This window comes from Acinetobacter sp. CIP 64.2 (assembly GCF_000369645.1).
Lineage (GTDB): Bacteria > Pseudomonadota > Gammaproteobacteria > Pseudomonadales > Moraxellaceae > Acinetobacter.
Genome location: NZ_KB850122.1, coordinates 176,690 through 194,285, shown reverse-complemented (window position 1 = coordinate 194,285; position 17,596 = coordinate 176,690). Strand labels below are relative to the sequence as shown.

Below are 17,596 nucleotides of genomic sequence, written 5' to 3'. Positions count from 1 at the left end.
GTTTAAGACTTAAATGTTTAAAAGATATTGGCAAAATTGATGAGCGCCACGGAAAGCACATGAAAACAACCACAACTCGTCAAGATCAAGGAATACCAGGTGTCTATGGCTTATTGCTCTTAGACGTGGTTTCTCGCTGGGGATATAGCGATGAAACATTGTTTGCACCGTTTCATTTAACCAGCGAACAACTGGCTGATCCGAATTTCAGAATTCCAACACCCATTGCGAATGAACTGGTGAAACACTCTTTGCGCCTGACAGGTGAAAGCACCCTTGGCTTTCACCTAGGAACGCAAATGCGGATTTCCATTCATGGCTTTATTGGCTATGCCATTATGACGGCGCATGACATTACCGATGCCATTGCACTAGCAAGCCGGTTTATTCAGTTACGCCTGCCCTTTTTGCAGCTTTATTTTTCTACTTTTGGACCTAAAGCAACTCTACAGCTACAATGCGATATTGAAGTTGAGCCATTACGCACTGAAATTATTTTAGGCCTGACCATTGGTATTATGACCATGGCCAAAGCCCTCACTGGCATTGAAGATCTAAGAGGTGAGGTCGATTTGGACTTCGCTGAACCCGCTGGCTTTGAAAAATATAAAGATAAATTGAGCAGCAGCATTCGTTTTAATCAACCGCATTTAATTTCCAGCTTCGATAAAAAATATCTAGGCTTAAAGATGGTCAATGCAGACCCAATTGCCAGTCAAATCGCAATCAACCAGTGCGAAACAGAGTTGTCTGCTTTAGGTGAGCGTCGCCGTTTAGCCATGCGTGTCCGTGATATCCTGACCAATTCAGAACAGCATTATTTAAGTATTGAAAGTGTGGCTGAGCGCTTGCACATGTCAGACCGAACCCTTAAACGCCAACTTGCGGCCGAGGGCACCTCCTTCTCGACTTTAGTAGATGAAGTACGTTATCGTCATGCCACCTCACTGCTCTCTCGAACCGATTATAGTCTGGAACAAATCGCAGATGAATTGGGCTACTCAGATGTCGCCAACTTTAGCCGTGCCTTTAAGCGCTGGAGTGGCCGTAGTCCAAGTAACTGGCGTAAAGACCCTTACTTATAATTTCTTCAGACTCGAAAGCTTTTGTTTTTATTGAAAAGCATGTATAAACCAAATAAAAATGATACGACAGATTGTTAAGGAGTTGTCATGAATCATCCAGCAGAATTGAAATATGCACGTACGCATGAGTGGGTAAGAATCGAGGGTGACCTTGTTGTGACGGGAATTACTGACCATGCTCAAGATGAGTTGGGTGATTTAGTCTATGTGGAAACGCCAGAAGTTGGCAGCCACGTTACAGCGACTGAACAAGCAGGTATTGTTGAGTCAGTCAAAACAGCCTCTGATATTCACGCACCAGTGTCTGGAACAGTGGTTGAAGTCAATACTGATCTTGAAGATGACCCTGATTTTGTCAATGATGAACCTTATGGCAAAGGCTGGATTTATAAAATCAAACCAGACAATATGGCTGACGTAGACAAGCTGCTTTCAAACAGCGAATATGAATCAGGTTTATAATTACTGATTGATAAATATCGCCTGATATTACCAAGTAAAAACCGAGTTATATGCTAACTCGGTTTTTTATTTTCTAAAACATAGACTATTTTATTAAGATCCAAGCATCCTGCCAGTTCGAACCTGTCACAGGGACATATTGATGGGCTTGGACTGTACACCAACCGCTATAAGGAAATGGCTTACACTGATAAATACGCCCATCACTGCCCAATACTTTGGTGCCAGCTTTATATGTACTGATATTTTTGGGATAAACAAAATCATAAGAACCACCACTGCTTGGTGCACGTTCAATTTTAATCTCAACCCGCTGAATCCCGCTGTTTAAACTACTATAAACATCATTCTTACCCGCGGCAGGAATAATATCCCCATTACTATTTTTAATACCTGCACGTAAGGCACTATGTTCCCGATTAATGGCTTCTGCCAATAAACGCGGCCAAACATTTCGACTGCCATTGGCAATCGTTGTAATCCGTAATTCTGTTTTTAGATTCGAATTTTCACCAGTGTTATCAAAAACGCGTGTTGATACGCGATCATTTGGTAATAAGTCATCCAGCGGATTGATATCGCCAATATCATTCCAACTTTGAACCGGTTTCGGTGGTTGTGGGTCCACTGGTGTTGTTGGGCTACCTGAACCAACATTGACATCAATAACATTATAAAATGCATTGCTGGTATCACCGATATCCCATACAGCCAAAATTACATGATAACCATTTCGGTCTGTAGGCACATTACAACGGTGCGTCACCATGCTGGCAGGTTTTTGATATTTACCATCTATTGTACAAAAGGGATTGAGATCAAAAGAACTGCGTGCCAATGGCATTGAAGGATTCCATCCTTGTTTGGTCATAAAGTAACGCCAGCCCTGCGTAACATGTGCAGCAGTCAATTGCCAAGTAAAATCATTCGCTCCAGTAGGCAAATTTGTTTTAACCCAGCGCGTTGCAGATTGTGCATTCAACTCAGAAAATTGACTCAAATTGGCATTGGCAATCTGTCCATCTGGTGGACCTGATTGTGGGAAACCTTTGGGCGCTTCTAAACTTTGAGGCTCCCAAACAATGCTGCCACATTGACTATTTTTGTTCAACTTACATGCATAAGCCCGTGACTCAGGTTGAAGCACATAGCCATGTGCAAAAACCAATGTAGGCACCGTGGGCAGAACCAAGATTCCAATCGAAATTAAATTACATTGAATGAAGTGACGAATCATCATTATTTTCACCTTATTTATTTCACTTATTTATTGTTGTTAAGCATCGGTGTTTAAAAACACCCCTTAGACCATAGGTCAGCCGATGGCTCAAGACAACCACCTCCTCTGTAATGATCTGTAAGAGCTCAGTTAAATATGTCACAGAAATATAAAGTTATGCTGAATAGATCTAATAATTCAATAAACCCACTATCTTTAGTTCAATCCAAAAACTCGAGTGGAAAGTAACCTAGGTCTATCACAATATCTAACTCTTAGATAAGCCCCCAATCGCCAAATCACTCAACACGAAATAAACCAAATCAATTTTGATTAGCAAAGAACTTCACAATATATTTTTTATAAATGAACTTCGCTGAATTGTTGCCTTTGTTACGTTGTGTGTCATCTTTTTTGATCGGTTTTTAGTCCTGTTGTTTTAATCTACAGATGTACATTTTTTAAATTGTAACGTTTAAACACATTGTGCTTTATTTTTAAACATCATATTTTGTTTTTTTGATGGAAAAAAAATCTATTTTTTAGATTAAAAGTTTAAGTTTCATAGGTTTATTTTAAATTACACAAACAATACAAATAGAATACATAATCATAACAGTATTTTAAAAATCATTTATGCTTGAATCTGTGACCTTATCAATCCCAAGAATAGTCAATCATTTTTAGCTATTCGGGTGTGATTGCAAATTATGGATATGTAAGGACAGGCATCCATTATGAATTTTTCTAATCCCACAGTTGTTATCTTCGTGGTCTATATTCTGGCCATGCTCGGCATCGGTTTATACGCCTATTTTTCTACCAAAAATCTTGATGATTATATTCTTGGAGGCCGAAGTCTAGGCAGTTTTGTCACCGCGTTGTCTGCGGGCGCATCCGATATGAGTGGTTGGTTGCTCATGGGCTTACCTGGTGCCATTTACTTAACAGGATTATCAGAGTCATGGATTGCAATCGGTCTGATTATTGGTGCATGGCTAAACTGGTACTTGGTTGCTGGACGTTTACGTGTACACACTGAAGTCCAAAACAATGCCCTGACCTTACCGGATTATTTTACTGGTCGTTTTGATGACCAGAAAAAAATCTTACGCGTCACATCTGCATTGATTATTCTTGTCTTCTTTGCGATTTATTGTGCTTCTGGCATGGTCGCTGGCGCACGTTTATTCGAAACTTTATTCCAGTTACCGTATAGCACAGCATTATGGCTCGGTGCATTTGCAACAATTGGTTATGTATGTATTGGTGGTTTTCTTGCCATCAGCTGGACTGATACTTTCCAAGCTGGTCTAATGATTTTTGCCTTATTGCTGCTTCCAATCGTGACTTACATGTCTCTAGGCATCGGCATGGAAGAGTTTACTGCTGTTGTTGAAAGTGTGCGTCCACATGCATTTGATTTTGCTTCAAACTTAAGTGTTGTCGCGATTCTTTCAGCTGCTGCTTGGGGTTTAGGTTATTTTGGTCAGCCACACATTCTTGTCCGCTTTATGGCTGCTGATTCGGTAAAATCAATTCCAGCCGCACGCCGTATCGGTATGACATGGATGGCGCTTTGTTTAGCAGGGGCAGTAGGATCAGGCTTTATCGGCATCGCGTATTTCCAAATGCATCCTGAACTTGCAACAGCCGTATCTAGTAACCCTGAAACAGTATTCATGGAACTTACCAAGATCCTGTTCAACCCATGGGTTGTTGGTGTGATTCTTGCTGCGATTTTGTCTGCAATCATGAGTACATTGAGCTGTCAGTTATTGGTATGTTCGAGTGCCTTAACTGAAGATTTGTACAAAGGCTTTATCCGTAAAAATGCATCTCAAAAAGAGCTGGTTTGGGTTGGCCGTGCTATGGTGATTGCTGTTGCAATGCTTGCGCTTGCGCTTGCTCAGAACCCTGAAAGTAAGGTACTTGGCTTGGTTGCATATGCATGGGCGGGTTTCGGTGCCGCGTTTGGCCCACTCATCATCCTTTCATTGTTCTGGAAACGTATGACCTTAAACGGCGCATTGGTGGGTATGGTTGTGGGTGCCCTCACTGTAATCCTGTGGAAAAACTTCTTCGGTTACACAGGCATCTACGAAATTATTCCGGGCTTCGCTTTTGCATTAATCAGCATTGTTGTGGTGAGCTTACTGGGTAAAGCACCAAATGCAGCTGTAACAAGCCGCTTTGAACAAGCTGATGAAATCTATGCACGTGAAATGAAATAATTCTGATGAATAAATTAAGGGGCCTTCGGGCCCCTTTTGTTTTGCTTAAAATTTGGCGCGTGATTTAATTTTTATTTTGGAGCTATCTTTTACCACCTGCATAACGGGATAGCTACGCGTTTCCTTAACCCCAGGGAGCTGCCACAGTATTTGCCCCGCAATACGACGAAACTCCTCCATGCCTGCGCTACGTAGTTTAATCAGGAAGTCAAAACCGCCACTGACCATATGGCATTCCACAATTTCTGGATATTGGGTTACCGCATCAATAAAATCATCCAAGACATGCGGCGTGGTTTTATCCAGTAGCACCTCTACAAAGACCAAAAAGTTTGCGTTTAGCTTATTTGGGTTAAGCTTTGCCTCATATCCCAAAATAAATTCATCCTTTGTCAACTTCTGGACGCGTGCCATCACCGCAGTCGGTGAAAGGTTCACGAGTTCTGCCAATTTACTGTTGGAAATCCTTCCATCTGCTTGAAGAATATCCAGAATTTTTAGATCAGTTCGATCTAGTGCATAAATAGGGCCATTCAACTGAATTTTCCTCTAAAAAATAAGTAAATTATAGTGAGTTACTCGGGATTTATTCTGTAATCATAAATTATCTAAACCTCTCTGCTCAATATGTTTTAGAGATTGTTATTGGAATTTAGTATGAATACATTGGATACTCCCGCACAAATGGACACAGCTCACACAAACGGTTATATCACCGAATTTAAAGAAAAAAGTGAGTTTGAGCAACGCATTAATACGGCATGGCGTCGTGCAGAGCCTGAAGCAGTCGCTGTACTTGCTGAAGCAGCAAATATCTCCCCTGAACTTGATCATAAAATTTATGAGCTTGCATTTAGCCTAGCGCATAATTTACGTGAGCGTAAAAGCTCGGCTGGTAAAGCTGGTATCGTTCAAGGTCTACTGCAAGAATTCTCACTTTCTTCACAAGAAGGTGTGGCATTGATGTGCTTGGCCGAAGCCTTACTTCGTATTCCAGATACAGCAACACGTGATTTATTGATTCGTGACAAAATCAACCAAGGTAACTGGAAAGAACACGTTGGTCAAAGTAACTTGATGTTCGTGAACGCGGCAGCTTGGGGTTTGATGTTAACTGGTAAGTTAATGGAAACACCAAAGCAAACCAGCTTATCCAGTGTTTTAACCGGTCTATTGGCACGCAGTGGCCGCGGTATCATCCGTAAAGCGGTTGACGTTGCTATGCGCATGATGGGTGAGCAATTCGTTACCGGTGAAACCATCGGTGAAGCACTTGAACACGCAAAACCATTTGAGCACAAAGGTTTCCGTTATTCATATGACATGTTGGGTGAAGCTGCGCTCACTGAACATGATGCGGAACGCTATTACAACGACTACACGCAAGCCATTCATGCGATTGGCAAAGCATCAAACGGTCGTGGTGTTTATGATGGCCCAGGTATCTCAATCAAGCTTTCTGCTTTGCACCCACGTTATCAACGTGCACAGATCGACCGTGTTCATCACGAACTTTATAACAAAGTGTTCGAACTTGCTTGCTTGGCAAAACAATACGACATCGGTTTAAACATCGATGCCGAAGAATCTGAACGTTTAGAAATTTCACTCGAGTTACTTGAGCGCTTATGTTTCGAACCAAAACTTGCCAACTGGAAAGGCATTGGTTTCGTCATTCAGGCCTACCAAAAACGTTGTTTCTACGTTGTTGATTATATCGTTGATCTTGCAAAACGCAGTAACAAACGTTTGATGATCCGTTTGGTGAAAGGTGCGTACTGGGACAGCGAAATCAAGAAAGCGCAAATTGATGGTATGACAGACTACCCTGTGTTTACCCGTAAAGTTCACACCGACTTGTCTTACATCGCATGTGCGAAAAAATTACTTGCTGCACCCGATCAGGTGTATCCACAGTTTGCAACACACAATGCACAATCACTTGCAACGATTTACAACCTTGCTGATCCAACCAAATACTACCCGGGTCAATACGAGTTCCAATGCTTGCACGGTATGGGTGAGCCATTGTACGAGCAAGTTGTCGGGGCTAAAGAAGATGGTAAGTTAGGTGTTCCATGTCGTGTTTACGCACCAGTGGGTAACCATGAAACCTTATTGGCTTACTTGGTACGTCGTTTACTTGAAAATGGTGCAAATACATCGTTCGTAAACCGTATTGCAGATAAGACCTTAAAAGTTGAAGACTTGATTCAGTCTCCAATCAAAGATATTCAAACTGCTGCGAAAGACGAAGGTCAGCTCGGCTTAAAACACCCTGCGATTCCGCTTCCGCATAATCTTTACCCATTACGTCCAAACTCAAATGGTTTTGATCTCAATAACGATCAACCATTGGCAGACTTGGATGCGACTGCACAGAAATTGCGTAGTCAGATTTGGAAAAGTGCACCTTTACTTGGTTTTGAATCAACAGTTCATGACGAAAGTAATGCACTTGCAATTACAAACCCAGCTCAAAACAGCGAAGTGGTTGGTTATGTCAATGAAGCAACCAGTGCTGATGTGCAACTGGCGCTAGAAGCAGCGGTTCAAGCTGAACAAAGCTGGGCTGCAACCGATAAAGTTGAACGCGCTGCTTGTTTAAAACGCGCTGCTGACTTGATGGAAGCACGCATTCAAGAATTGATGGTATTACTTTGCCGCGAAAGTGGTAAAACCTATGCCAATGCCATTGCTGAAGTCCGTGAAGCGGTAGATTTCTTACGTTACTACGCAACTCAAATCGAAGCTTTACCGGTAAATGCACAAGTGAAGCCTTTAGGTACCGTATTGTGTATTAGCCCATGGAACTTCCCGCTTGCGATTTTCTCTGGTCAGATTGCAGCGGCATTGGTCAGTGGTAACTGTGTGATTGCCAAACCTGCGGAACAAACTCCACTGATCGCAGCTCAAGCTGTTCAAATGCTTTGGGAAGCTGGTGTGCCACACGGCGCTGTGCAACTTCTTCCAGGTCGTGGTGAAACGGTTGGTGCTCAATTAAGCCAAGATGATCGTATCCAAGGGATCATGTTCACAGGTTCGACTGAAGTTGCAAAAATCTTGCAAAAGACAGTTGCAAAACGTTTATCTCCAAATGGCCAACCAATTCCGTTAATTGCGGAAACAGGTGGTCAAAATGCGATGATCGTAGACTCTTCTGCACTCACTGAACAAGTCGTTCTTGATGTTGTAAGCTCTGCATTTGACAGTGCGGGTCAACGTTGTTCTGCACTTCGTATCTTATGTGTTCAAGAAGATAGCGCTGCAACCGTGATTAAAATGTTGAAAGGTGCGATGCAACAGTTGATCGTTGGCAATCCTGCGATCTTAAAAACTGACATTGGGCCTGTAATCGACACTGAAGCAAAACAAACCATCGATACACACATTCAAAAGATGAAATCTAAGGGTTACCCTGTTCATCAATTAATGTTTAACGATGCAGTGAGCCAACAAGCCCTTGCACAAGGTACTTTTGTTCCTCCTACAGCAATCGAATTACCAAACCTTGACGACTTAGAACGCGAAGTGTTTGGTCCAGTCTTGCACATCATTACTTATAAGTATGGTGAACTTGAGCAATTGATCGACCGTATCAATGCTAAAGGTTATGGCTTAACCATGGGTCTACACACACGTATCGATGAAACCATTAATACGGTTATTCAACGTGCGGAAGTCGGTAACTTATATATCAACCGCAATATCGTAGGTGCAGTGGTCGGCGTACAACCATTTGGTGGTGAAGGCTTATCGGGTACAGGTCCAAAAGCAGGTGGTCCATTGTATATGTACCGCTTGATGGAACATTGTTCAGAGAAAGTATTGGCAACGCCATTTGCGGTTAAAGCTGAAATCTCTCAGTTTGATGCGGTATCAAATGTTGCTTATCAAAGCTTATTGTCTTGGGCAAACCAAAACATGCCACAAGCAATTACAACGATCCCAGCATTTGGTGTAGGTAAGTTCTACGAGTTGCAAGGGCCAACAGGTGAAAGCAACCAATACATTATCTTGCCACGTCACCGTGTGTTGTCGATTGCCAATGATGAAGCAAGTCAGTTACAGCAATTACTTGCGATTTTCTCCGTCAGCAGTACTGCGGCTGTGTTGAAAGACAATGAGTTCTTGGCAAAACACAAAGCGTCTTTACCTAAAGATGTCTTAGATGCAATCACTGTGATTTCAAATGTTGAAAAAGATGCGTTTGACGCAGTGCTTCATCATGGTTCTGTTGAACAATTACAAGACTTGCAAACTAAAGTTGCTGCTCGTTCAGGTGCGATTGTCGGGATTACTCAGTTGCAAGCCAATGAGCAAATTCCTTTAGAACGTCTTGTTATTGAACGTGCGATCAGTGTGAATACTGCTGCTGCTGGTGGTAACGCAAGCTTAATGACTTTATCTGAAGACTAATTTTAGCCTTTCCGAGAGATATTAAGTCTCTCAATGACCCGAATCATGTTTACATGGTTCGGGTTTTTTATTATGTTCTAGATCATCTTATTCCTAGTATAAAAATGAGACTATTTAGATGCAGTTTTTATCAGCTCCTGAATATCAACCCAATTGCGCTCTGCTTTTTGAAGATTATAAAAATAAGATCCAGCAGCTCACACCTTATGCCGTTATTGAACATATTGGTTCATCCGCTATTCCCAATGCAATTTCAAAAGGTGATCTTGATATTTATATCGGAGTCCCAGCTCACCACTTTATTGATGCTATTCAACAATTACAACAGCTTCACTTTAAAGAAAAACTTAATACATTGCGTACCCATGAACTGTGTATGTTGGAATCGTTAGAACATGACGTCGCCTTACAAATCGTGGTAACGGGCTCAATATTTGAAGACTTTTTAACTTTTCGCGATCACTTAAGGCAATCCCCTGATTTAGTCACTCAATATAATGCGCTGAAACATCACTGCGAGGGAATGAGCCAAGATCAATACCGCGAAATCAAATCGAATTTTATTCAACAGGTGTTAAAGCAAGAAGTTTAATACAACACAGTGTTTGCATAATTTCCTGCACCTGATTGCGCTTTTTTGATACCATTCCCGTTTTAGATTTCACCTGTAGTTTTCTTTTTTATGACCCTATCTTACCCACAGCAACTTCAAGAGAAAGTTGAACGCATTACCGCACAATTTGCCCCGTTCAATCCGCCTGCTTTAGAAGTGTTTCAATCACCTGAACAACATTTCCGTATGCGTGCAGAATTTCGGATCTGGCATACCGAAGATGATCTGTTCTACGCCATGTTTGAACGTGCTGAAGATGGTAAGCAAAAAGAAGTTGTTCGTGTGGATACATTTCCCATCGCAGATCAAAGCATTAATGATTTAATGCCACGTCTATTAGAAGAATTAAAAGCAGTCCCGCTTCTATCGCAACGAGTTTTTGAAGCTGACTTTCTCTCGACTTTAAGTGGAGAGATGCTGGTCACGCTGATTTATCATCGTAAATTAGATGCCGAATGGGAAACAGCGGCCAAAATGCTTGCTGAAAAACTGAATATTAAAATTATGGGCCGTAGTCGTGGCCAAAAAGTCATTATTGGGGATGACTACGTGGTTGAACAACTCAATGTTCACGGTCGCACCTTTAAATACAAACAAATTGAAAGCAGCTTCACTCAACCAAACGCACAAGTATGCCAACATATGCTGGAATGGGCTTGTGACGCAGCGGAAGCTTCAGAAAAAGATCTGTTAGAATTGTACTGTGGTAATGGTAACTTCACTCTGCCACTGTCGTTGAAATTTAAGCGTGTACTAGCAACTGAACTTGCTAAATCTTCAGTCTATGCCGCGCAATGGAACATTGAGCAAAACCAGATCGAAAATATACAGGTAGCTCGCTTATCTGCTGAGGAATTCACACAAGCCTATCACGGCGAACGTGAGTTTAGACGCTTGCAAGAAGCTGAAATCGACATTCAGAGCTATGACTTTGACACGGTATTTGTTGACCCACCACGTGCGGGGATTGATGATGAAACCTTGAAGTTACTACAAGGCTTTGAGCGTATTCTGTATATCTCATGTAATCCAGATACCCTGCATGACAATTTAAAAAACCTGACACAAACACATCGTATTGTGAAGTTTGCCATGTTCGATCAATTCCCATTTACCCATCATGTGGAATCAGGTGTTTTACTTGAAAAAATTTAAACAAATTATTTCAACGTAACAATAAATCATAAAGGGTTCGAGTAACCCTTTATTTTTATTCAAAGAATAATTCTAAAAAAATGATATTTTTCAAAGGTCAAGTCATCATACCGTCATAATTTCGTTAGATATTCAAACAATCATCGAAAAAATTGAAGCTCAATTGATGCTTTTATCACTTAAGCTGACTTGAATTTTATTTTAAAGTGGCTATATTTCGAACTATGTTAGGTTGTAAATGAAGGCTCTATGAGTTTTTGGCAAAAATTGTTCAATGCTGATGAACAATATAACGAACACAAGAACCAAACTTCTTGCGTTGAAAATGATTGTTCTTGCAAAACCAATGAACAACTACTGGATGCTTTAGTTAAAGCGACAGATGAAGATGTAATGAAAGGGATCAAGAAAGTACTGATTTCTCGTGGTTATAGCCGCAAAGAATTACTTGCGATGATCAAACCACCTATTCAATAAAAATAAGCCTCTCATCTCCTTAAAATGAGGAGATGAGGGTGTTATCAGGATTTACATTTCTCACGACTCACTTCCGCCACAATTGGTCCTAAATTAAATCGCTTATCATGGCGTTTGCTGTGTATTGAATACAAACTTGAAATCGAACCATCCAAGTACAAGGCATTGTCTATTTGCAATTGCTGCTTAAAGAATTGTGCGAATTGATAAAAGCTCACCCGTTGTTGTGAAATCACAAAGTACAGCTGATTGTCCTTTACCCCAACGCCATTTCGAATTTTGAATGAGTTAGAGTCCACGAGAAACTGAGTGTTGATTTTCCCCTTATTGATCAGCATGGGTCCTGACTGGGTTGCAAATTGGGCTTTAAAGCCATCTTTCTTATAATCAGCCGTACTCTTGATCACCGCATGTCGATCATTCCATGCCACCACACCATTCGGTTGCATAAAGAAATTACCAAAACCTGTCGCTTCGTTTAATGGAGCAAGTTGTTTACCATGTTCAACATATAAACCAACAGGCTGGAAATCGGCATGATACATCCCCGCATTCATTGCAAAATTGAGTTGTGAACAAGCCGGTAATTCTTTTTGTACTGCTGCAAACTTATGGTAATAGCGATTGGTTTCAGGGCTTTTTAAAAATAATTTTAATTGATCCAGATCTTCGACCTTTATGACATCATAGTTTTGCTGATCGAACTGTAAGGTTTGATGGTGCATCGCCTGGACTATCGGCGCCGCTAACAATGCCACAGAGAAGAATAGCCAATTTTTCATTCTGGATAATATTTAAGATTAATCACATTTTATTTTCCCATAGTGATGACTAACACTAAATAGTAGATACAAACTCAACACATAATCATCCAATTATTGGCATCAACAGGCTCGATTGATTCACATTTTTTCACTAAAATAATAGTGTAAATACAATATCCTTGTATCCACATGCAGCAAAAACACCCACGCTTCCCTATTGGCGCACATCTGATCGTAAAACACTTTGGTTATAGTCATCACGGCATTTATGCTGGTCGTGGACGAGTCATTCACTACTCTGGTTTTGCCCATATTTTTAAAAAGCATCCCATCGAAATGACGACTATCCAACGATTTGCACGTGACAAGCCAATTTACATCAGGAATTATCAATCCCCACGCTATAAAGCCAAAATAGTGGTACGGCGTATGCGCTCACGCATGCACGAAAATCACTATCACCTGATCATTAACAACTGTGAACATTTATGCACCTGGGCAATCACAGGCGTTGAGTCCAGCACGCAAGTTGAACGCATGCAACGTCGTCTTGCCACCATTGGTTATGTCAGCTCAATCATGAGTTATATGAACGGTTTAATGCTCACTGTAGCCACAGCCTGTTTTGCGATCGTGCTATACATCAAGATGATGCTCCGTCGACAAGCCAAAAAATCAGTACCCGCCTACTTACAACTTAAAGAAAAGCATTCAAAAAAATAAGGTCGATGTGATCCTCGAAAACGTTTTCAGCAATTGATTGATTTTTTATTCAGCTTGCATTAGTATTTTCTTCGATACATTTCGTATCCCATCCATACCGAGGGTTTTATGTTGGAGATAGCAGTAATCTGGTAACTATATTTCAATAACACATTGAAATTGGTTATCTGCGCGATTTTTTGGGCTTCAAGCCTAACTCTGCTCTGATTATTTCTATCTGGATAACAACATGAACTTATCTAAGTCCGAACAACGGACACTACACGTCTTAGCTAAAGGCGGAAAAATCGTAAAACTTCGTGATGATTCAGGTCAAACCATCGCTGTAGAGTGCTATAGCCGAGAAGGTTTCTTGCTGTCCGATTGTGACCTTGCCGTTTTCAACAAGCTAAGAAAGAAAAAACTGATTAAATCCATCAATGGACAGCCCTATCAAATTAATTTACATGGGCTTAGATCAGTACGCCCACAGTTAGACAATCGTTAATACACAATCATAGGTTTGAATAAACCCGTGATGATGTTTAGATGTTGTCTATCAATCTAAAATTGGACTGGGTTTATCCAAATTACATATGGTTTATTTTGAGAAAGAAAATGGAACTAGATGTCATTCAAAACCGCTTAGCTTTTTTACATGAAGCGGAAAAACTAAAAAATGTGTTGAGATTTTCACATACATCCAATGGCCGCCAAGAAAGCACCGCTGAACATAGCTGGCGTTTAAGCTTAATGGCAATGATCTTTACCGATCAATTTAAACATCTTGATCATGCCAAGATACTCAAAATGTGCCTGATTCATGACTTAGGTGAAGCGATTCATGGAGATATCCCAGCCATCATGAAAAATCAATTTCCAGACAAGAGCCTACAAGAAAAACAGGATCTTTATCAATTGACGGAATCTCTGGATGAACACCCTCAAACGTTAATTCGAACACTTTGGCAAGAATACGAAAATGCCGAAACAGCGGAAGCAAAATTTGTGAAAGCACTAGATAAATTAGAGACCATTATGCAACATAATCAAGGACTTAATCCTGATAATTTCGATTACGCCTTCAATCTAAGCTATGGGAAAAAATACACTCAAGCCATTCCAGTACTGCAACAAATCCGAACAATTTTGGATCAGCAAACCCAAGAGAAAATGAAGATGAATATCCATATTCGTGATGAGAAACTATCTGATATTCAAGCCATTTTTGACTTAACGCAAGCGGCTTTCGCAAACGCTGAACATTCAAGTCATACGGAACAGTTCATTGTGAATGCTTTACGCAATTCAGGACAATTAAGTTTATCTCTGGTTGCAATCAGCAATAAAAAATTGATTGGGCATATTGCATTTTCATCTGTACGCCTCTCAGATGGAACTAAAAACTGGTATGGCTTAGGGCCAATTTCAGTTTTATCAGACTATCAAGGCCAAGGGGTTGGCGCAAAACTGATGCATGCTGGCCTTGAAGCACTCAAAGATTTAGATGCTATGGGGTGTGTTGTACTGGGTGATCCAGCTTATTACAGTAAATTTGGCTTTAAAGCAGATCCTAGACTTATACTACAAGGCGTACCTGCTGAGTATTTCCAAATCTTGCCTTTTACTGAGCATGTCCCTACTGGTGATGTGGTTTATGCGGATGCTTTTAGTGCGACCGCCTAAGCTGACTGACTGAACAACGTGACAGAAGTTCATACGACATCGATATGAACTTCTGCGCTTTATTCAGCCACAGCCATTGTTTCGGAAACTTGCAGTGCTTGCTCAAAAATTTCTGCATAACCTGCGACCAACTCAGCTTTATCCATCCCATTAATGATTCGTCGTGCATTGATATAGTCTTTTTTATCTTGATTGATGTAATCCGTCAGCCTTTTCCCAGTAAACATCCCTTTTTTCATACCGACAATCATGACACGTGCTGCAATATCAGCTTGCAAAGCCAGTTTCGGATTTTTCACTAAATCAATTTTTAAATAATCCCCCATTCTTTTATAGTTTGCCAACCAAGTCAATTGCACATAACCATAACCGATATAGGGATAATATTGCTTAGATTTCAAGTATTTTTCAGAACCATACTCGATCACGGGTTGCATAGTTTTGGCTGTTTCATGCCAAGCGGTTGCCAAGATATAAGCCATTTGAGCAAATGTAACTGTTTGATCTTCAGCTAGTACTGAGATGAGAAAGTTGATGCCATTGACTTGAGATTGACTCAACTTGCCAAAATTTTTGCGTAAAAGATCGAAACCATCTTGTGTTATTGTCATGTCATGTTCCTCTTTAAAATAAAAAACCGCCCGAAGGCGGCATTGGATTGAATTTATTATTTAAAATTTGTCTTTAAAGTCTTTTACCTCTTTTGCTACATCTAAAATAGTGGAGTTTTCTCTGGCATTAATATAGTTAAAAGTCCAGCGAATAATCGCCCAAACAGGTAATCCACATAAGAAATACAAACCACCTAATGCGAATGCACCATAAGCATTTTCACTCCAAGCCTGTAAACCAAAATGCTGAATTACAAAAGCACCTCCAGCAATACTACCGACTGCGGTTGAAATAAGTGAAACTACCCATTCACTCCTCGTTTTAGGAAGTCGGGTCATAATTACGACCATCCAAGCCAAAAACATAAAACTCAGTGCCATAATGACAATAAAAAATACGCCATAAGATTTAATCACGGCCGCAATCCCTGCACCCGCTGAAACAACCTCTGTCATTTTGTCCTCCATAAATAAAAAGGCCTCAACTTGTTTAAAGTTAAGACCTCGCTCGAGTAGATTCGTTTTTCATTTTCCACCATAATCACTCCCGTGGTTATTGAAAAAATTTAATTTATACAGATTGCGGATAATGCATCATCCAGCTTTGCTGATCATGGAACTGTACAAAGTCCCCGACCTTGACTTCTGAACCCAAAATTTCACCATGACTGGTTAAGTGATAATAAACGCCATCTTCAAGTTCAGATGGCAATTTATAATCCAAGCTGACATAGGCTTCACGTAAATCAAAGTCAAACTGGGTTAAACCTTCTTGTGCAACGATTTGATAATACTTTGGCAATTTCAATGCATTGTTCGAATGCCATGCTCCAACAAATTCATAATCAATATAAACATTCATCGATTGGGCACTGGTAATTTCAAATGTCACAACTGGATTCTCAGACGGATTTTCTTGAATGTAAGTGACATTATTCAAGCTATTAAAATCCCCCAACACCACCACGAATTTACCCCCATCAAAATAGCTATAAATGACAAAGCCTTGCTTAATATGATTCACTGTGACTATATTTTTAGGCTCGTGATCCACTCCCAAAATCATAATTGATCGGTTGGTGATACGCGTCTGAGTAAAAGAAAATCGCCCTTTTTGTGCTTGAAAATAGGCAGAAATAGCGAGAGATTCATCGACTAGGGCTGGTACTTTTATAGAACCGAGTTGATCATTTCCATGTATATATGCCCTACCTGATACGTCTGCTGTAGTTCGCATGACCGCAGGGATAATGTCTGCATAAGAAAGAATGTCTAAGTGTTTAATTGAAAAAGAACCCAACATCATATTATTGACACAATTCATTTTAATCACCTTGAGTTATTGAGTCGCTTTAGAGCACCCACTTATAAAATTAATAAAATGGACGATTGTTTATCTTCAGTTATAAAAAAACTCGGTTCCTGACGGATACCGAGTTTTTAGGCAACAAAAAAGCCCGCTAGATGCGAGCTTTTTATTTTTGGTCGATGTCAAATGTAATACGACCAGTATATAAAAACTATAACCTAGTTTCCGAAATAATGGAATCCCTAAGCGTGCATATTTTTGTAAGTATTTTTCCGGTATTGTTCAATCGTAGTTTCAGCCTCACAGATAGCTGTTTCAATTGTCTGAACCATTAAGCTTTCATAGCTTTTCCATGTCTTTCTATAGCTCTCCACATTCATCTGATGACGACTAATACCTGCATAAGCGAGACGTCCTTTTGCTGTATAGTTTTCCTCCAGATCTGGATCTAGCACAAAATCCAATACCATACGCGATAACAACCAAGCCAAGTGGTACATAGCGATACGCTCTGGCTCACGTTTTTTATCTCGCACGGCTTGTTCTATAAAAAGGTCTGCCAAATACTGGCGAACATAGTCATAATCGCTTTTAGCTTTATGTTCGAATACAATGAGCGCTGTCACTGACTTTGCCAATTGTGTATTCATTGATGAAATTGCACCTAAACGATCTTCATAATTTAAGGGACGATCACCTGTCCCACGAATAAAAGGTTCCAAGCCCGCTGAGCGTAGTGTTAAACCCTGCGTCAACCATTCAAATTTTTCAAACTTTGCAATACTTACATTCATATCGTCACCTAAACCAATGTCATTTCATTTTGGGCTTGATTCATGTTTTATAAAATATAAATTGAA

Annotated in this window: 17 protein-coding genes; 10 read left to right on the top strand and 7 right to left on the bottom strand. The window is 40.4% G+C overall.

Going from position 1 to position 17,596, the window contains the following annotated elements; genetic code table 11:
- The first annotated feature begins 59 nt into the window (after positions 1–59).
- A complete protein-coding gene (locus tag F895_RS10150; protein WP_005241112.1) occupies positions 60–1,085 on the top strand; it encodes an AraC family transcriptional regulator in 1,026 nt (341 codons plus the stop codon).
- 87 nt (positions 1,086–1,172) lie between these two features.
- Positions 1,173–1,547, top strand: a complete 375-nt coding sequence (gene gcvH, locus F895_RS10155; protein ID WP_005241110.1) for a glycine cleavage system protein GcvH — start codon at positions 1,173–1,175, stop codon at positions 1,545–1,547.
- Positions 1,548–1,632: 85 nt separating this feature from the next.
- Here the strand turns inward: gcvH and F895_RS10160 are convergent, their stop codons facing one another.
- Positions 1,633–2,787 (bottom strand): lytic polysaccharide monooxygenase, encoded by a 1,155-nt coding sequence (locus F895_RS10160; protein ID WP_005241108.1) that lies wholly within the window; start codon positions 2,785–2,787, stop codon positions 1,633–1,635.
- Between the two features lie 716 nt (positions 2,788–3,503).
- Here F895_RS10160 and putP point away from each other — a divergent pair.
- Complete coding sequence (gene putP, locus F895_RS10165) at positions 3,504–5,000, top strand: sodium/proline symporter PutP (RefSeq protein ID WP_005241106.1); 1,497 nt, start codon at positions 3,504–3,506, stop codon at positions 4,998–5,000.
- Positions 5,001–5,045: 45 nt separating this feature from the next.
- On the opposite strand, the gene F895_RS10170 is transcribed toward putP, so the two are convergent.
- On the bottom strand, positions 5,046–5,537 hold the full coding sequence (locus tag F895_RS10170; RefSeq protein ID WP_005241104.1) for an Lrp/AsnC ligand binding domain-containing protein: 492 nt from the start codon (positions 5,535–5,537) through the stop codon (positions 5,046–5,048).
- Positions 5,538–5,657: 120 nt separating this feature from the next.
- On the opposite strand from F895_RS10170, the gene putA reads away from it, so the two are divergent.
- The 4 genes from putA (at position 5,658) to F895_RS10190 (ending at position 11,664) form a co-directional block, all read left to right on the top strand.
- Positions 5,658–9,419 carry a trifunctional transcriptional regulator/proline dehydrogenase/L-glutamate gamma-semialdehyde dehydrogenase gene (putA, locus tag F895_RS10175; RefSeq protein ID WP_005241102.1) on the top strand — a complete coding sequence of 1,254 codons (3,762 nt, stop codon included), beginning with the start codon at positions 5,658–5,660 and terminating at the stop codon, positions 9,417–9,419.
- Between the two features lie 118 nt (positions 9,420–9,537).
- A complete protein-coding gene (locus F895_RS10180) occupies positions 9,538–10,011 on the top strand; it encodes a GrpB family protein (RefSeq protein WP_005241100.1) in 474 nt (157 codons plus the stop codon).
- 90 nt (positions 10,012–10,101) lie between these two features.
- Complete coding sequence (gene trmA / locus F895_RS10185) at positions 10,102–11,187, top strand: tRNA (uridine(54)-C5)-methyltransferase TrmA (RefSeq protein ID WP_005241099.1); 1,086 nt, start codon at positions 10,102–10,104, stop codon at positions 11,185–11,187.
- Positions 11,188–11,436: 249 nt separating this feature from the next.
- Entirely contained in the window at positions 11,437–11,664 is a 228-nt protein-coding gene (locus F895_RS10190; protein ID WP_005241098.1) for a hypothetical protein, read from the top strand.
- Positions 11,665–11,708: 44 nt separating this feature from the next.
- Here the strand turns inward: F895_RS10190 and F895_RS10195 are convergent, their stop codons facing one another.
- Positions 11,709–12,446: a phosphodiester glycosidase family protein gene (locus F895_RS10195; protein ID WP_005241095.1), complete on the bottom strand. Its 738-nt coding sequence runs from the start codon at positions 12,444–12,446 to the stop codon at positions 11,709–11,711.
- A gap of 171 nt (positions 12,447–12,617) precedes the next feature.
- Between F895_RS10195 and F895_RS10200 the strand changes: the two genes are divergently transcribed.
- The 3 genes from F895_RS10200 (at position 12,618) to F895_RS19470 (ending at position 14,816) form a co-directional block, all read left to right on the top strand.
- Positions 12,618–13,151 (top strand): lecithin retinol acyltransferase family protein, encoded by a 534-nt coding sequence (locus F895_RS10200; RefSeq protein ID WP_005241093.1) that lies wholly within the window; start codon positions 12,618–12,620, stop codon positions 13,149–13,151.
- A 229-nt stretch (positions 13,152–13,380) separates the two neighbouring features.
- Positions 13,381–13,638, top strand: coding sequence for a YjhX family toxin (locus F895_RS10205; protein WP_005241091.1), 258 nt, complete (start codon positions 13,381–13,383; stop codon positions 13,636–13,638).
- A 110-nt stretch (positions 13,639–13,748) separates the two neighbouring features.
- Entirely contained in the window at positions 13,749–14,816 is a 1,068-nt protein-coding gene (locus F895_RS19470) for a bifunctional HD family hydrolase/N-acetyltransferase (protein WP_005241089.1), read from the top strand.
- Between the two features lie 59 nt (positions 14,817–14,875).
- Here F895_RS19470 and F895_RS10210 read toward each other — a convergent pair whose 3' ends face one another.
- From F895_RS10210 to F895_RS10225, 4 genes are all read right to left on the bottom strand, one after another.
- Complete coding sequence (locus F895_RS10210) at positions 14,876–15,427, bottom strand: hypothetical protein (RefSeq protein WP_005241087.1); 552 nt, start codon at positions 15,425–15,427, stop codon at positions 14,876–14,878.
- A gap of 60 nt (positions 15,428–15,487) precedes the next feature.
- Positions 15,488–15,883 (bottom strand): hypothetical protein, encoded by a 396-nt coding sequence (locus F895_RS10215; RefSeq protein ID WP_005241085.1) that lies wholly within the window; start codon positions 15,881–15,883, stop codon positions 15,488–15,490.
- A 115-nt stretch (positions 15,884–15,998) separates the two neighbouring features.
- Entirely contained in the window at positions 15,999–16,751 is a 753-nt protein-coding gene (locus F895_RS10220) for a hypothetical protein (RefSeq protein ID WP_005241083.1), read from the bottom strand.
- A 227-nt stretch (positions 16,752–16,978) separates the two neighbouring features.
- Positions 16,979–17,530, bottom strand: a complete 552-nt coding sequence (locus F895_RS10225) for a hypothetical protein (protein ID WP_005241081.1) — start codon at positions 17,528–17,530, stop codon at positions 16,979–16,981.
- Between the last annotated feature and the right edge of the window lie 66 nt (positions 17,531–17,596).

Excerpts from the sequence above, each read along its gene's own strand:
- F895_RS10160 (WP_005241108.1), bottom strand. The coding sequence starts at position 2,787 with ATGATGATTCGTCACTTCATTCAATGTAATTTAATTTCGATTGGAATC.
- F895_RS10180 (WP_005241100.1), top strand. The coding sequence starts at position 9,538 with ATGCAGTTTTTATCAGCTCCTGAATATCAACCCAATTGCGCTCTGCTT.
- F895_RS10195 (WP_005241095.1), bottom strand. The coding sequence starts at position 12,446 with ATGAAAAATTGGCTATTCTTCTCTGTGGCATTGTTAGCGGCGCCGATA.
- F895_RS19470 (WP_005241089.1), top strand. The coding sequence starts at position 13,749 with ATGGAACTAGATGTCATTCAAAACCGCTTAGCTTTTTTACATGAAGCG.
- gcvH (WP_005241110.1), top strand. The coding sequence starts at position 1,173 with ATGAATCATCCAGCAGAATTGAAATATGCACGTACGCATGAGTGGGTA.
- trmA (WP_005241099.1), top strand. The coding sequence starts at position 10,102 with ATGACCCTATCTTACCCACAGCAACTTCAAGAGAAAGTTGAACGCATT.
- F895_RS10215 (WP_005241085.1), bottom strand. The coding sequence starts at position 15,883 with ATGACAGAGGTTGTTTCAGCGGGTGCAGGGATTGCGGCCGTGATTAAA.
- putA (WP_005241102.1), top strand. The coding sequence starts at position 5,658 with ATGAATACATTGGATACTCCCGCACAAATGGACACAGCTCACACAAAC.
- F895_RS10200 (WP_005241093.1), top strand. The coding sequence starts at position 12,618 with ATGCAGCAAAAACACCCACGCTTCCCTATTGGCGCACATCTGATCGTA.
- putP (WP_005241106.1), top strand. The coding sequence starts at position 3,504 with ATGAATTTTTCTAATCCCACAGTTGTTATCTTCGTGGTCTATATTCTG.
- F895_RS10190 (WP_005241098.1), top strand. The coding sequence starts at position 11,437 with ATGAGTTTTTGGCAAAAATTGTTCAATGCTGATGAACAATATAACGAA.
- F895_RS10205 (WP_005241091.1), top strand. The coding sequence starts at position 13,381 with ATGAACTTATCTAAGTCCGAACAACGGACACTACACGTCTTAGCTAAA.
- F895_RS10225 (WP_005241081.1), bottom strand. The coding sequence starts at position 17,530 with ATGAATGTAAGTATTGCAAAGTTTGAAAAATTTGAATGGTTGACGCAG.
- F895_RS10150 (WP_005241112.1), top strand. The coding sequence starts at position 60 with ATGAAAACAACCACAACTCGTCAAGATCAAGGAATACCAGGTGTCTAT.
- F895_RS10220 (WP_005241083.1), bottom strand. The coding sequence starts at position 16,751 with ATGAATTGTGTCAATAATATGATGTTGGGTTCTTTTTCAATTAAACAC.
- F895_RS10210 (WP_005241087.1), bottom strand. The coding sequence starts at position 15,427 with ATGACAATAACACAAGATGGTTTCGATCTTTTACGCAAAAATTTTGGC.